The sequence below is a fragment of the Mycetocola reblochoni REB411 genome, from assembly GCF_900163835.1.
Lineage (GTDB): Bacteria > Actinomycetota > Actinomycetes > Actinomycetales > Microbacteriaceae > Mycetocola_B > Mycetocola_B reblochoni.
Genome location: NZ_FUKR01000022.1, coordinates 30,524 through 44,824, shown reverse-complemented (window position 1 = coordinate 44,824; position 14,301 = coordinate 30,524). Strand labels below are relative to the sequence as shown.

Below are 14,301 nucleotides of genomic sequence, written 5' to 3'. Positions count from 1 at the left end.
GCCAGATCACCACGAAGACAAATTCGTGGTCAATAGAGCCGCTTCAAGGCGGTCACAACGATCAACTATTACGAATCAATGACGTAAATTTGTGCAGTATGAGCACACTGGACGACACCGACCGCCGCATCCTCCGATTCCTGGACGATGATCCGCGCGCGACGGTTCAGCTCATCGCGCAGTCACTGGGGATCGCACGGGGAACGGTTCACTCCCGCCTGGAGCGGTTCGCCTCGGGCACGGTGTTCCTCGCGCATTCGACCCGCGTCACCCCTGAGAAGCTCGGCCTGCCCTTTCGCGCGATCGTCCGCGCCGAAGTCGATCAGGAAGAGTTCGAGAGTACCGTCGCTGACCTCACGGAGATCCCCGAGATCGTCGAGTGCCTCGCGGTCGCCGGCTCCAGCGACCTCCACCTGGATATCGTCGCCAAGGACGCCGACGACGTCTACCTGATCACCCAGCGGGTCATGCTCTGTCGCGGCATCAGGAGGACAGAGACCGCCATCGTCCTCCGAAAGCTCATCACTCGGCGACAGCATCAGCTCCTATGATCGGAGACCCCATGCCCCTCGACCGCATCGCCCGCGCCATCGACGACACCAGCCCGACCGGCATCGCCGCCGCGATCTCGCGGCTCATCACCGGTGGCGAGATCGCACCGGGAGAACGGTTGCCGACCGTCAGGGAGCTGGCTTCGCGCATCGGCGTGAGTCCGGCGACGGTCAGCCACGCCTGGCAGGCACTGTCAGGGGTGGGGCTGATCACCTCCAGGGGCAGGAGCGGCAGCTTCGTCCACGACAGGGCGCCGAGCTGGCAGCCGCGACGCTACGCCGAGCTGTCCGGCCACACCCAGACCACCCGGATCGACCTGTCGCGCGGAACCCCCGACCCCGCGCTGCTGCCGAGCATCGGCCGGGCCCTCAGCCGCGTCGCCGAGCGGGCGGGCACCGCCAGCTACCACGACACCGCGGTCATGCCGGCGCTCAGGGAGACCCTCGAGTCGGAGTGGCCCTCCGGACGCGGCTCGCTCACCGTCGTCGACGGCGCCCTCGACGCCCTCTCCCGCACCCTCGACGTCGTCGTGCGCTTCGGCGACAGGGTCGTCGTCGAGGATCCGACGTTCCCCCCGTTCATCGACCTGCTCGAGCTCGCCGGCGCGCAGATCGTCGCGGTTCCGCTCGACGGCGAGGGCATCTCCGTGACCGGCCTCGCCCACGCCCTCAGCGCCGAGCCGAGCGCCGTGCTGCTGCAGCCGAGGGCGCACAACCCGAGCGGGGTGAGTATGACGGCCGCGCGCGCCGAGGCCGTGGCGCACACGATCCGCCGGGCCGGATCCGACGTCGTCGTCATCGAGGACGACCACCACGGCGCGCTCAGCGCGGCACCGGCGTTCACCTTCGCCCGGCTGCTGCCCGAGCAGACGGTGACGATCCGGTCGTTCTCCAAGAGCCACGGACCGGACCTGCGCATCGCGGCGCTCGGCGGACCCTCCGCCATCGTGGACCGCATCGCCGCCAGGCGCACGCTCGGCCCCGCGTGGACGAGCCACATGGTGCAGAGCATCCTCAACGAGCTGCTGCACGACCCCGTCGCGGTCGCCGAGGTCAGGCTCGCGGCGGACAGCTACCGCACCCGGCAGCGGCTGCTCGCCGACGCCCTCGCCGGGCAGGGCCTCGCGGTCCCCGTCCGCGACGGGGTGAACACGGTCTTCGCCGTGCCCGACGAGCGCGACGCCGCCGTGCAGCTGGCGGCGAGCGGGGTGCGCGTCGCCACGGGATCGGCCTTCGCCGCCACCGCCACCCCGCGCGCACCGTTCGTCCGTGTCACGGCGGGGCAGCTGCGATCGGCGGAGGACGCCGAGCACGTCGCCACGGCGCTGGCCGGCCTCGGCCTGGTGCCGACCCCGTGGGACGACGCCGTCCGCGGGTGACGGCGGCCGCGAGTGACGGCGGCCGCGGGCGCTTCGCCTACGGCACCCGGTTCAACCAGGCCTCGGTCGAGAACTTGCTGTCGACGAGCCCCTCGGCCGCGGCCCGCTCCTCGGCGGTCACGGCCCCCTCGCGCGCGCCGGTCAGTCCGCGGAAGGTGTCGAGCATCCGCTCGATGATCTCGGCACGGCTCAGCCCCGTCTGCTTCCGCAGCGGGTCGACGCGCTTCGCGGCCGACGTCGTCCCCTTGTCGCTGAGCTTCTCGCGACCGATCCGCAGCACGCTCGCCATCAGCTCGCCGTCCATGTCGTAGCTCATGGTCACGTGGTGGAGCACGCCGCCGTTGCCGAGGCGCTTCTGCGCGGCCCCGCCGATCTTGCCGCCGGGGCTCGTGATGTCGTTGAGCGGCTTGTACTCGGCGGCGATGCCGAGGGAGGTCAGCGCCTGGAGCACCCAGTCGTCCAGGTAGGCGTAGCTGTCGGCGAAGGTCATACCCTGCACGAGCTCGGCGGGGACATACAGGGAGTAGGTGATGACGGAGCCGCGCTCCATGAGCATGGCCCCTCCGCCCGAGATGCGCCGGACGACGTCGAAGCCGTGGGCCCGCGCCTGCTCGAGGTCGACCTCGTTGCGCACGGACTGGAAGCTGCCGATCACGACGGCGGACTCGTCCCACTCCCAGATGCGCAGCGTCGGGCCTCGCCTCCCCGCGCCGACCGACTCGGTGAGCACCTCGTCCAGCGCCAGGTGCAGCCGCGGCTCCACGGAGGGCTCGTGGATGATCTCCCAGTCGAAGTCCCTCCAGTCGGCCGCGTCGGTGACCGCGCGGCGGACGGCGGTCGCGACCGCCTCGGGGCTGAAGCCGAGCAGGGTGGCCTCCGGCCGCAGACCGGCACGGACGGCGGCGGCGATCGTCGCCGCGTCGGCCGTCGCCGGCAGTCCCTCGACGGCCGCGTTGATGTCGGCGAGCGCGTCGTCCGGCTCCAGGAAGAAGTCACCGGCCACCCGGACGTCGACGATCACCCCGTCCCTGGTGTCGAGGTCGACAACGACCAGCTTGCCGCCAGGGACCTTGTACTCGCCGTGCATGCCCCCAGCCTACGCGCCGCGCCTAGGCCCGAGGCGCCGTGCGACGGGCGAAGCGGCCGTCCAGCCAGGCGACGAGGTCGCCGACGACCTCGTCGCGGTTGAGCTCGTTGTAGATCTCGTGCCGTGCCTCCGGATAGACCCGGATCGCGATGTCGGTGGCGCCGCTGCGCTCCCGATAGGCCGTGTACAGCGCGCGCAGCCCGCGCTCTCCGCCCAGACTGTCGTGCTGACCGCCCTGGATGAGGATCGGGATCCGCCTGGGCAGCTGCCGGGGCGGGCGCCCCAGCAGCGCGAGCGCCTGCAGCGGCGTCCAGACGGGCGTCTCGGCGATGTCGAAGCAGAGCGGGTCGGCCGCGAAGGCGCGCCTGGCCTCCTCCGAGCGCGACAGCCACTCCAGACCGCTGGCATCGGCGGAGCGCCACGGACGGTTGAGGTCGCCGACCGTCATCAGCCCTGGGATCGCGAGCGACGTCCCGCTGAGCGCGACGCCGTCGTAGAGCGGCGTGCGCGCGACGATCTTCTGCGCCATGAGCGAGCCCCAGCTGTGGCCGAGCAGCACCACGGGGGTGTCGCCCGACTCGGCGACGAGCCGCTCGCCGACGTGCTGCACGGAGTCCATCGCTCCGGCGACCGAGCCGGGCCCGAGGACGCCGAGCCCTCCGCTGCGGAGGCCCGTCTCGCCGTGACCCCTGTGGTCGTCGGCGACGACGGCGTACCCGGCCGCGTTGAGCGCGGCCGCGAGCGGGGCGTACCTGGCCGCGTGCTCGCCGACGCCGTGGACGATGTGGACGAGGGCTGTCGGCCGGTCGACGGGCCACTCGTGGAGGACGATCGGCACACCGTCGCGATCGGTGACCACCCGGTGCCCTGAGGCTGACGGCGCTGCCTGGCTCATACGCCCAGGCTAGCGCGCGCAGCTACGCTGACCGTATGCGTTCCCCCGTCGGTGCCGCTCCGGCGAGCGCCCCGCCCGCCGTCGCCCTCACGCGTGTCCTCGTCGGGGCGGCGGTCATCGCCATCCTCCTGCTCACCTACGGCCTGGCCCGCGCGGGCGGCGAGGCGAGCCCGATCGACTTCTTCGGCTACTTCACCAACCTGACGAGCCTGCTCGCCGCCATCATCCTCATCCTGACGGGGACGGCGGGGCTGGCCCGTCGACCGGCGCCGCCGTGGCTCACGCTCTGCCGCGCGGTCGCGACGAGCTGCCTGATCATCGTCGCCGTCGTGTACAACGTCCTCGTGCCCGGGACCGGCTCGGCACCGCCGTGGGTGAGCGTCGTGCTGCACGGAGCGTTCCCCGCGATCGCGCTCCTGGACTGGCTGTTCGTCGGCGACCGACCCCGCCTGCCGTGGTCGCGGCTGTGGGTCGTGCTCCCGTACCCGCTGCTCTGGCTGGCGGTCACGCTCGTGCGCGGCGCGACCGACGGCTGGGTTCCGTACGGTTTCCTGCTGCCCGAGCGCGGGGCGACGTCACTGGCGCTGCACGTGTCGGGGCTGCTCGCGGCGCTCCTGGTCGCGGGGTCAGCGGTGTGGGGCGCGAGCCGGCTGCCGGGCCTGTCGGCCGAGCGGGCTCACCCGGCCGACGCCGCCCCGGCGCCGTCCCCCTGAGCGGTCACCTCGCCGAGGAAGGAGATCGTGGCCGCGAGCGTGCGCCTGGCCTCGGGGCGGTCCAGGTCGAACTGGTACTCGTGGCCGAGCCGCGGGCGCGTCCGCTCCCAGAACAGGGCCGTGACGGGGACGCCCGCCGCCTCCAGCGCGTCGCGGAACGGGTGCGACTGCCGTGCCGTCAACGGGTCGGCGTCGCCGCCGGAGACGAGGACGGGAGGGAACGCTCCGCTGACGGCCGCCGTGACGCTCAGTCCGGACAGCCGGGGCAGCGTGGCCCAGTCCGCGGCGCCGGTGTAGGCCCATACGGCGGCGTTGAGGCCGCGGGCGAGCAGACCCCTCTCCACAGCGAGGCCGGCGATGTCGAACACGCCGCTGTGGACGATGAGGCCGCGGATGTCGGACGGCGCGACAACGGGTGCGATCCCGAGGGCCTCCGCGCGTGCGGGCTCCAGGATGAGGGTCAGCGCCTGCGTCACGATCTGCGCGCCGGCGGAGTCCCCCGCCAGCACGATGCGCGAGGGGTCGACACCCCACTCGTCGGCGTGCGCCACGAGGGCGGCCAGCGCCGCATCGACCTCGTGCAGCGGCGTCGGGTAGGCGGCCTCCGGCGCGACCGTGTAGTCGACGGCGACGGCCGCGTAGCCCTCGCGCGCGAGCAGTCGGAGGTAGGGGGCGACGTCGGCGGATCTGCCGGAGATCCACGCGCCGCCGTGCACCCAGACGACGACGGGCACGGGCGTGCCCGCTGACGCCTGCTCGGGCAGGTAGACGTCCATCGCGGCCTCGCCGATCGGCACGCCGATGTGCTCGGTCGCCGCGGAAGGGGGCGCGTACCGCGCCATCACCCCGAGCGCCCGGCGCGCGCCCCTGTCCAGGTGGCGGCGCGCCGCGAGGGCGGAGGACGCGACGGTCGTCCGCGACAGCGCGAGGCCGACGCCGACGCAGCCGGCGACGATCACGGCGGCGGTCACGGCGACCGCTCCTCGCCTCGCCGACGACCGTGCGCCCCGTCCCCCGGCGGGGAGGCGGCCCGCGCCGGTTCGCGACGACCGCGATGACCACGACGACCACGACGACCACGACGACCACGACGACGACCCCACGCGATCCCCCGTGTCCGTTCCGGTCCGGCCGGCCCCGTGTCCCTGATCGCGGGAACGGCGTCCGCGGCACCGCCGTGCGATGCCGGTACAACACTATCCGCGCGGCTCGCCGCGCTGTCGCTCCGGAAGATGCTTTGCTAGGCTAACTAACTAATGCCCCCTCCTCAGAACGACCTCGCCTCGTCCGTCCGCGTCGCCACCTTCCGCCTCGCACGCCGGCTCAGGGCCGAGAAGGCGGATGACGAGCTGAGCGACGCGCAGTTCTCCGTCCTCGTCCACCTGACCACCGACGGCCCACTGTCCCTCGGCCAGCTCGCCGAGCGCGAGCACGTCTCCGCGCCCTCGATGAACCGCACGGTCAACTGCCTGAGCGACGCCGGCTACCTGACCCGCACGGGCGACGACGCCGACCGCCGCCGCGTCAGCATCACGCTGACCGAGGCGGGGACGACGGTCGTGACCGACACCGTCCAGCGCCGCGACGCCTGGCTGCGCCGCAGCGTCACCGGCCTGAGCGGCGACGAGCAGGCCACCCTGCGCGACGCCGCCGCCCTCATGGTGAGGATGGCCGGCCAGTGAGCGCCATGTTCCGCTCGCTGCGCGGGTACAACTACCGGGTCTGGTTCATCGGCGCGCTCGTGTCCAACATCGGCGCGTGGATGCAGGCCACCACCCAGAACTGGGTGGTCCTGACCGACCTCACCGACAACGACGCCGTCGCGGTCGGCGCGACCATGGCGCTGCAGTTCGGACCCCAGCTCGTCCTCGTGCCCATCACCGGGCTCATCGCCGACCGGTTCAACAAGCGCACCATCCTGTTCTGCACGCAGAGCGCGCTCATGCTGCTCGCGATCGCGCTCGGCTGCCTCCTGCTGTTCGGGCACGCCGAGCTCTGGCATCTCTACCTCTTCGCCCTCCTGCTCGGCATCATCAACGCGGTCGACTCGCCCGCCCGTCAGACCTTCGTGGCCGAGCTCGTCTCCGACCACAACATGACCAACGCGGTCGCGCTCAACGCGGCGTCGTTCAACAGCGCCCGGCTGATCGGACCGGCCGTCGCCGGGGTGCTCATCGTCGGCATCGGCGCCGGATGGGTGTTCATCGTCAATTCGGCCACCTTCATCGCTGTCCTCGTGGCGCTGTCGATGCTCAAGACCTCCCAGCTACGGGTGTTCCCCACCGCGACCCGGCGCCGGGGCGACATCGTCGAGGGGTTCCGGTACGTCGCCGGCCGCCCCGACCTGATCGTCGTGTTCAGCATCGTGTTCCTCATCGGCGCCTTCGGGATGAACTTCCCGATCTTCGCCTCGACCATGGCCGTCGAGTTCGGCCGGGGCGCGGGCGAGTTCGGGCTGCTCTCGTCCATCCTCGCCATCGGCTCGCTCACCGGCGCGCTCCTGGCCGCCCGGCGCTCCGCGGCGCGCATGCGGGTCATCGTGCTCGCCGCGGCGGGGTTCGGCGTCTCGGCGATCGCGGCCTCGCTCATGCCCACGTTCTGGACCTTCGCCTTCTCGCTCGTCTTCATCGGCTTCAGCACGGTGACGCTGATGACGACGGCCAACGGACTGGTCCAGACCACGACCGACCCCGCCGTGCGCGGGAGGGTGATGGCGCTGTACATGGCCATCCTCATGGGGGGAACCCCCATCGGGGCACCCATCGTCGGAGCCGTGGCCAACGCCTTCGGCCCCCGCTGGTCCCTCGTCGTCGGAGGGGTCGCCGGCCTCCTCGCCGCGGGCATCGCGGTCGCCTGGGTGCTCGGCTCCTCGCGGATGAGCGTCGGGCGTCAGCCGGAGTCCCGCTGGCGGCTCGTCGTGACGCAGCGCGAGCCCGGCGCAGGCCTCGGGCCGGAGGACTTCTCGGAGCCGGTCGCGCTCACCTCGCCGATCACGCTGCCCCTGCCGCCCGTCGGCGGGCGGCGCTCGCACGAGCCGACACGGTCGCGGGTGAACGGCGAGTGACTCGATGACAACGCCGGCGGTCTATAGGCTCCGAGTGACGGACCCCACCGCGGGGACCGCGGGGAGGACGGGCACACCGTGCTGAGAAGACGACTGCTGGCGCCGAAGGCCGCGCCCGCCGAGCCCGACACGAGCCGGAGTCAGGAGTACTTCGAGAACCGCGTCGCGCAGCACGTCAGCCTCCGCCCCTTCCGGACGGGTCTGCTCGGCGCGATCGGCGTGCTCGTCGCACTCGCGCTCGGCGGCCTCATCACCCAGCTGAGCACCGTGCTGGTGTACATCGGCCTCGCCCTGTTCCTCGCCCTCGGGCTCGACCCGCTCGTCACCTGGCTGGAGCGGCGGATGAAGCGCGGCCTGGCGATCGTCGTCGTCGCCTTCGGCGTGCTCCTGCTCGTCGCCGGCATCCTGCTCGCCGTGATCCCCGTGCTCGTCGAGCAGACCTCGCGCCTGATCTCCAGCTTCCCCGAGATCGCCGACAACATCGTGCACAGCCCCGTCGTGGCGTGGGCGCAGGAGCAGCTCGGCGGCACCGTCGACATCGACCAGGCCATCGCCGAGGGCGTCAAGTTCCTGCAGGACCCCAACAACCTCGTCGCCGTCGGCGGCGGCGTCGCCGCGGTCGGCGCGGGCGTGGCCTCCGGCTTCACCGGCGCCCTGATCGTCACGATCCTCACGCTGTACTTCCTCGCCTCGCTGCGCTCGATGAAGGCCGTGCTGTTCCGTCTCATCCCCGCCTACGAGCGCGAGAGCTTCGCCCACGTCACCGAGTCGATCACCGGGGCGGTGGGGCGCTACGTCGTCGGCCAGGTCTCCCTCGCCGCCATCAACGGCGTCCTCACTCTGATCCTCATGACCGTGATCGGCGGACCCGTCCCCTACCTGCTGGCCTTCGTGGCGTTCTTCGGGTCGATGATCCCCCTCGTCGGCACCCTGAGCGCCTCCGTGATCATCGCGCTGAGCTGCCTGGTCAGCTCGCCGCAGACCGCGCTCATCGCGGCGATCTACTACCTCGTCTACATGCAGATCGAGGCCTACGTCCTCAGCCCCCGCATCATGTCGAAGGCCGTCGCGGTGCCCGGAGCCATCGTCGTCATCGCTGCCGTCGCCGGCGGCGCGATCGGCGGGATCCTCGGCGCACTCGTCGCCATCCCCGTCGCGGCCAGCGTCATCATCATCATCCAGAAGGTCGTGTTCCCCCTGCAGGACTCGAAGACGGTCGACCCCAACCCGACGATCCTCGACCGGATGAGCGGCGACGGGGAGCAGGCGGCCAGGGAGGTCGACGCCCTCGCCGGGAGGTCGCCGCAGAAGGACGTCGCCGCGCCCGCGCCCGAGGCGACGGACGGCGAGGGGCAAACGGCCGAGGGGGACGAGCAGGGACGGTAGCCCCACCCGGACGGGGGAGGCTGCGCGGCTTGGGCTGGCTCGCGGCGAGCCGATAATCTCAGGCGTCCCCGTTCTTTCACAGAAGCGATCACCGATGAACACCCCCCGCCTGACGCTCACCGCCGTCACCGCCGCCGCGATCATCGCCCTCACCTCCGGGTGCAGCGCGCTGTCCGGCCTCCTCCCCTCCGCCGAGCCCGTCCGCGACGACAGCGGCCAGATCAGCGAGGCCGCCGACAACGCCGACGTCTTCGCGCTGACGGTCGGCGACTGCTTCACCGAGATCGACGCCTCCGAGGTGACCTCCGTCCCGGTCGTGCCGTGCAGCGAGCCCCACGACTACGAGGCCTACGCGGCCACCGAGCTGCCCGACGGCGACTTCCCCGGCGAGGACGAGCTCATCGCCACGGCCGACGACTTCTGCCACGACGAGTTCGAGACCTTCGTAGGCACCCTCTACGGCGACAGCGAGTTCGACTACAGCTACCTGTACCCGCAGGAGGCGGGCTGGGACGGCGGCGACCACGAGATCCTCTGCCTGGTCTACGGCCAGGATCAGCTCACCGGCAGCGTCGAGGGCGCCCGCTCCTGATCCCGGAGTCCTCCCGCCGGCCCGTCCGCCCGCGCTGCCGCGGGGGCGGACGCGGTGCTAGCGTCGAGGTATGAGCTCCCCCCTCGTCGTCAGCGTCCCCGACCAGCGCCTCGCCCGGGCGATCCAGCCCCTCCCCGAGGGCGTCGAGCTCCATGAGTGGGACCTCGAGGGCGCGCCCCCGGCACCCCACGTCGACCTCGTGGTCGCGCCATATATCGGGGGCACGAGCGTGCTCGAGCGCGTCGCCGCGGTGACCCCGCTGCTCGTGCAGGGGCAGTCGATCGGCGTGGACGGCATCGCCGACGTCCTGCCCGCGGGGGTGCGCTTCGCCAACGCCGCGACCGTCCATGAGACGGCGACCGCCGAGATCGCCCTCGCTCTGGCCCTCGGCGTCCTGCGCGACCTGCCCGGCAGTGTCAGAGACCAGGACCGCGGCGAGTGGAACCAGCACTGGGCGCCGGGGCTGGCCGACCGCCACGCCGTGATCCTCGGCGCCGGCGGCGTCGGCAACGCCATCGCCGACCGGCTCACGCCGTTCGAGGTCGAGGTGACGCGCGTGGCACGGACCGCGAGGGACGACGAGCGCGGACGCGTGCACGCCCTGTCCGAGCTTGACTCCCTGCTCCCCGGAGCGAGCCTGCTCGTCGTCGCCCTCCCCCTTGCCGACGGAACCCGCCGCCTCGTCGACGCCGGCGCCCTCGCGGCGCTCCCCGACGGTGCCGCGGTCATCAACGTCGGCAGGGGCCCCGTCGTCGACACCGACGCGCTCGTCGCCGAGCTCCGCTCCGGCCGCCTGCTCGCGGGCCTCGACGTGACCGACCCCGAGCCCCTCCCTGCCGACCACCCGCTGTGGTCGGCGCCGGGCACGCTCATCACACCGCATGTCGGCGGTCTGACGCGGGCGATGCTGCCCCGGATGGCCGCCCTCGTCCGCCGCCAGATCGACCGTCTGCTCGCCGGAGACGAGCCGGAGAACATCGTCATCGGAGCATGAGCGGGGCCCACCCGCACGGCGCACGAGCCGACGGGGCACACCAGAAGGGCACGCGGCCCCCGGGTGCCCACCCGCACGGGGCCCACCCGCACGGGGCCCGCGCCGAACCGATCGACCCGGCCGTCGCCGCGCTCGTCGCCTCCCAGACCCCGCGACGGGACTGGCTCGGTCCGCTGCTTCTCGGCCTCGCCGGGACAGCGGCCACGGCCGTACTGCTCGTCCAACTCGCCGCGGGTGTCGCCTCGGTGCTGCCGCCGGGCCCGCGATCGGACGGCAGCACCGCCCTCACGCCGTCCGGCCCGGCAGGCGCCGTGTTCTCGCCTGGTCTGGCCGCCCTGCTCCTGCTCGTCGCGGTGGCGTGCACGCTCGCGGCCGATCTCTGGGTCGCCGGAGGGCGCAGCGCCGCACGCAGCAGGCTGCGCACGCGGTCGGCCGCCCGGCTGGGCGAGTGGAACCCCCTGCTGCTCGACCGCCGCAGCGTCGGCGAACTCGTGCGCACCGTCGTTGATGCGAGCGAGCGCGCCGCGGCGTATCGCGCCGGCTTCTTCGGCCCGATCATCGCCGCGGTCGCCGCCCCCGTCGTCGTGCTGCTGGTCATGGCGCTGACGGTGAGCTGGCCGGTGGCCCTGATCCTCGCGGTCCTCATCCCGCTCGTCCCGCTCATCATCGTCGGCTCGCAGCGGCTGTTCCGCTCCGCCAGCGCCGGCTACCGGCGCAGCGCGGGTCAGCTCTCCGGCGCGTTCTACGAGTCGGTCCAGGGCCTCGGCGAGCTCAGCCTCGCCGGGGCGGCGGAGCGCAGGGGGCGCACGCTCGAGCGGCTCGGCGAGCGGAACAGGCAGCAGGTGATGCGTCTGCTCGCCGGGAACCAGATGGTGATCCTCGCGGTCGAGCTCGCCTTCGGCCTCGTCGTCACCTGCGCGGCCGCGGGGCTCGCGGCGGCGGGGCTCGCCGCGGGATGGCTGGACACGAGCCAGGCCGTCGCGGTCGTGCTGCTCTCCGTGCTGATGACCGGCCCCGTCTCGGTGGTCGGGCAGTTCTTCTACATCGGCGTCACCGGGAGGGCGGCCGAGCGCCAGCTCGCCGAGCTGTGGGCCGAACCGACGGGGAACGCCCCGGCCGGGACCACGCGCCCGCGGACCGAGCAGCGGGGGCGGGCCGATCAACCCGAGCCCGGCACCGACGCCCGTCCGGGGACGCATCGGGAAGCCGCGGCGCTCGAGTTCCGCGACGTCACCGCAGGCTACCCGGGCGGTCCGCCCGTGCTCGCCGGGTTCGATCTCCGCCTCGGGCGGGGCGAGCGCCTCGCGCTGCGCGGGCCGAGCGGATCGGGCAAGTCCACCGTGCTGGCGCTGGCCGAGAAGCTGATCACGCCCCGCGCGGGCAGCGTGCTGATCGACGGCGTCGACCTGGCCACGCTCAGCAGGCCGGAGGTGGCGTCCCGCATGGCGATCGTGTCGCAGTCGACGACACTGTTCAGCGGCAGCATCGCGGACAACCTCCGGCTCGCCGCACCCGACGCCGACGACTCCCGGCTCTGGGACGCGCTCGCCGCCGCACGACTGGCCGACGAGGTCCGCGGCTTCGAGCACGGACTCGACCAGCCCGTCGGCGAGCGGGGGCTCGCCCTGTCCGGCGGCCAGGCGCAGCGGATCAGCATCGCCAGGGCGCTGCTGCGCGACGCCCCGCTGCTGCTGCTCGACGAGCCCACCTCGCAGGTCGACCTCCGCTCCGAGGCCGCGATCGGCCGCTCGCTCGCCGAGCTCGCCTCCGGCAGGAGCACCCTCATCGTCACCCACCGACCCGGCGTGCTCGGCGCCGGGACCCGCACCGTGCACCTCGGCGCGGATGCGGATGCGGATGCGGACGGGGGCGGGGCATGAGCGCGCGTCACGGCACCGCGGCCTGGCTGGTCCGGCAGTGCCGCGGCCTGCTGGCCCCCCTCGCCGCCGCGACCGCGTTCGGCGTGCTCAACGCCGCGACCGGCGTCGTCGTCCTGCTCGCCGCGGCCGGCGCGCTGCTCGCCGTCCTCGGCGGCGGCTCGCCCGTCCCGGCGCTCATCGCCATCGTCGCGGCGAGCCTGGTCAAGGCCGGCGCCAGGTACCTGGAGCAGTACCTCGGACACCGGGTCGCGTTCAGCGCGCTCGCCCGGCTGCGGGTGCTGTTCTTCCGGGCGCTGACGCCGCAGTCCCCCGCCATCGCGGCGTCGGCCCGCAGCGGCGAGCTCAGCGGGATCGCGACGAGGGACATCGACAGGGTCGAGGTGTTCTTCGCCCACACCCTGCCCCCTGCGGTGATCGCCGTCGTCGTACCCCTCGGCGCCGTCGCGGGGACGGCGCTCGCGCTCTCCCCTCTCCTGGCACTGCCGCTCCTGATCGCCTGGCTGCTGGTCGTCGCCGTCATCCCCTGGCTCGGAGCGCGGAGGACCGCCGCCGACACCGCGGCGCTGGCCGAACGGACCGGGGCGCTCGCCCAGCGGCTCGGCGAGCAGCTGCAGGGCGCGCGCGAGATCCAGGCCGCGGGCGCCGAGGATGCCGAGGCCGGGCGTCTCGCCTCCCTCGCCGACTCGGCGGCGGACAGCGACCGCGCGATCGCCGCGCGCCGCGCGATCCGCGGCGCGGGGGTCGAGGCCGTCCAGCTCTCCGGTCATCTCGCCGTCGTCGCACTGGGGATCGCCGCGGGCATCGATGGGGCCTCGGTGTTCCTGGCCCTGGCCGTCTCCCTCGGGGTGGCCAGGCCGAGCAGGGCTGTCGACGGGTTCGCCGCCGATCTCAGCGCGTCCCTGGCCGCCGCCGCACGCCTGCGCACCGCGATGGAGCGTCCCCCTGCGGTCACAGATGCGCGCCCGGAGGCGGCGCGGGAGCACGCAGACACGCCGATACCGACGCGGACACCCACGCAGACGCGCGAGCGGGCGCCGCTCGTCACCGTCGACGGGGCCTCCCTCGTCCTCGACGGCCGGCCGATCCTCGACGCCGTGGCCTGGGAGCTGCCGCGCGGCGGCCGTCACGCCGTCGTCGGCGCCTCGGGGAGCGGCAAGTCGTCGCTCCTGGCGCTGCTGCTGCGCGTGTACGACCCGGCGACCGGCCGGATCCTGCTCGACGGCGAGGATCTCAGGGAACTCCCGCTGGCCGGGCTCAGGCGACGCATCGCCCTCACCGGCCAGCGGCCGGACATCTTCAGCGGCACCCTGCGCGAGGCCCTGCGGCTCCGCAGCCCCGACGCGGACGACGAGGCGCTGCTCGCCGCGCTCCGCGTCGCCGTCCTCGACGACTGGCTCGCCAGCCAGCCGCAGGGCCTGGACACGCCCATCCGGCAGGGCGGCCGCACGCTCTCCGGGGGGCAACGACAGCGGCTGGCCCTCGCCCGCAGCGTCGTCGAGGCACCCGAGCTGCTCGTGCTCGACGAGTCCACCGGGCAGCTCGACGACGCGACAGAGACGGAGCTCCGCCGTCGCCTGCAGCGGTGGGCGGAGGCCGAATCGGTCACGGTCCTCGAGGTCACGCACCGCATCGAGCGGGTGCTGGACGCCGACGGCGTCCTCGTGCTCGACGCCGGACGGGTCGTCGAGCACGGGGACCCCGCCGTGCTGGCCGCCGGCGACGGCCCCTTCGCCCGGCTGCTCAGCCGGCGGATGGGCTGA

13 protein-coding genes are annotated in these 14,301 nt (G+C 73.3%); 10 read left to right on the top strand and 3 right to left on the bottom strand.

What is annotated here, in order from left to right; all coding sequences use genetic code 11:
• The first annotated feature begins 98 nt into the window (after positions 1–98).
• Together FM119_RS03470 and FM119_RS03465 are read left to right on the top strand one after the other, a co-directional pair.
• Positions 99–551, top strand: coding sequence for an Lrp/AsnC family transcriptional regulator (locus tag FM119_RS03470; protein WP_087136299.1), 453 nt, complete (start codon positions 99–101; stop codon positions 549–551).
• Between the two features lie 11 nt (positions 552–562).
• Positions 563–1,930, top strand: a complete 1,368-nt coding sequence (locus FM119_RS03465; protein WP_218778716.1) for an aminotransferase-like domain-containing protein — start codon at positions 563–565, stop codon at positions 1,928–1,930.
• A gap of 37 nt (positions 1,931–1,967) precedes the next feature.
• Here FM119_RS03465 and FM119_RS03460 read toward each other — a convergent pair whose 3' ends face one another.
• Entirely contained in the window at positions 1,968–3,017 is a 1,050-nt protein-coding gene (locus tag FM119_RS03460) for a lipoate-protein ligase LplAB (protein ID WP_087136297.1), read from the bottom strand.
• Between the two features lie 22 nt (positions 3,018–3,039).
• Positions 3,040–3,912: an alpha/beta fold hydrolase gene (locus FM119_RS03455; protein ID WP_087136296.1), complete on the bottom strand. Its 873-nt coding sequence runs from the start codon at positions 3,910–3,912 to the stop codon at positions 3,040–3,042.
• Positions 3,913–3,947: 35 nt separating this feature from the next.
• On the opposite strand from FM119_RS03455, the gene FM119_RS03450 reads away from it, so the two are divergent.
• Positions 3,948–4,625 (top strand): Pr6Pr family membrane protein, encoded by a 678-nt coding sequence (locus FM119_RS03450; RefSeq protein ID WP_087136295.1) that lies wholly within the window; start codon positions 3,948–3,950, stop codon positions 4,623–4,625.
• Here FM119_RS03450 and FM119_RS03445 read toward each other — a convergent pair.
• Positions 4,589–5,596: an alpha/beta hydrolase gene (locus FM119_RS03445; RefSeq protein ID WP_087136294.1), complete on the bottom strand. Its 1,008-nt coding sequence runs from the start codon at positions 5,594–5,596 to the stop codon at positions 4,589–4,591. The genes FM119_RS03450 and FM119_RS03445 overlap by 37 nt on opposite strands.
• A gap of 285 nt (positions 5,597–5,881) precedes the next feature.
• Here FM119_RS03445 and FM119_RS03440 point away from each other — a divergent pair, with 285 nt between their 5' ends.
• The 7 genes from FM119_RS03440 (at position 5,882) to FM119_RS03410 (ending at position 14,301) form a co-directional block, all read left to right on the top strand.
• The gene (locus tag FM119_RS03440) at positions 5,882–6,307 is read left to right on the top strand and encodes a MarR family winged helix-turn-helix transcriptional regulator (RefSeq protein ID WP_087136293.1); all 426 of its coding nucleotides are present in this window, start codon (positions 5,882–5,884) and stop codon (positions 6,305–6,307) included.
• Positions 6,308–6,312: 5 nt separating this feature from the next.
• Positions 6,313–7,689: an MFS transporter gene (locus tag FM119_RS03435; protein ID WP_087136469.1), complete on the top strand. Its 1,377-nt coding sequence runs from the start codon at positions 6,313–6,315 to the stop codon at positions 7,687–7,689.
• Between the two features lie 78 nt (positions 7,690–7,767).
• Positions 7,768–9,075, top strand: a complete 1,308-nt coding sequence (locus FM119_RS03430; RefSeq protein ID WP_245827242.1) for an AI-2E family transporter — start codon at positions 7,768–7,770, stop codon at positions 9,073–9,075.
• A gap of 94 nt (positions 9,076–9,169) precedes the next feature.
• A complete protein-coding gene (locus tag FM119_RS03425; RefSeq protein WP_087136292.1) occupies positions 9,170–9,667 on the top strand; it encodes a septum formation family protein in 498 nt (165 codons plus the stop codon).
• A 70-nt stretch (positions 9,668–9,737) separates the two neighbouring features.
• Positions 9,738–10,661 (top strand): 2-hydroxyacid dehydrogenase, encoded by a 924-nt coding sequence (locus FM119_RS03420; protein WP_087136291.1) that lies wholly within the window; start codon positions 9,738–9,740, stop codon positions 10,659–10,661.
• Positions 10,658–12,541, top strand: a complete 1,884-nt coding sequence (locus FM119_RS03415) for an ATP-binding cassette domain-containing protein (protein WP_087136290.1) — start codon at positions 10,658–10,660, stop codon at positions 12,539–12,541. Before FM119_RS03420 ends, FM119_RS03415 begins: the two co-directional genes overlap by 4 nt.
• A complete protein-coding gene (locus FM119_RS03410; RefSeq protein ID WP_087136289.1) occupies positions 12,538–14,301 on the top strand; it encodes an amino acid ABC transporter ATP-binding/permease protein in 1,764 nt (587 codons plus the stop codon). Before FM119_RS03415 ends, FM119_RS03410 begins: the two co-directional genes overlap by 4 nt.

Coding starts and splice junctions, on each gene's coding strand:
- FM119_RS03440 (WP_087136293.1), top strand. CDS start 5,882: ATGCCCCCTCCTCAGAACGACCTCGCCTCGTCCGTCCGCGTCGCCACC.
- FM119_RS03420 (WP_087136291.1), top strand. CDS start 9,738: ATGAGCTCCCCCCTCGTCGTCAGCGTCCCCGACCAGCGCCTCGCCCGG.
- FM119_RS03425 (WP_087136292.1), top strand. CDS start 9,170: ATGAACACCCCCCGCCTGACGCTCACCGCCGTCACCGCCGCCGCGATC.
- FM119_RS03450 (WP_087136295.1), top strand. CDS start 3,948: ATGCGTTCCCCCGTCGGTGCCGCTCCGGCGAGCGCCCCGCCCGCCGTC.
- FM119_RS03410 (WP_087136289.1), top strand. CDS start 12,538: ATGAGCGCGCGTCACGGCACCGCGGCCTGGCTGGTCCGGCAGTGCCGC.
- FM119_RS03465 (WP_218778716.1), top strand. CDS start 563: ATGCCCCTCGACCGCATCGCCCGCGCCATCGACGACACCAGCCCGACC.
- FM119_RS03470 (WP_087136299.1), top strand. CDS start 99: ATGAGCACACTGGACGACACCGACCGCCGCATCCTCCGATTCCTGGAC.
- FM119_RS03435 (WP_087136469.1), top strand. CDS start 6,313: ATGTTCCGCTCGCTGCGCGGGTACAACTACCGGGTCTGGTTCATCGGC.
- FM119_RS03460 (WP_087136297.1), bottom strand. CDS start 3,017: ATGCACGGCGAGTACAAGGTCCCTGGCGGCAAGCTGGTCGTTGTCGAC.
- FM119_RS03415 (WP_087136290.1), top strand. CDS start 10,658: ATGAGCGGGGCCCACCCGCACGGCGCACGAGCCGACGGGGCACACCAG.
- FM119_RS03455 (WP_087136296.1), bottom strand. CDS start 3,912: ATGAGCCAGGCAGCGCCGTCAGCCTCAGGGCACCGGGTGGTCACCGAT.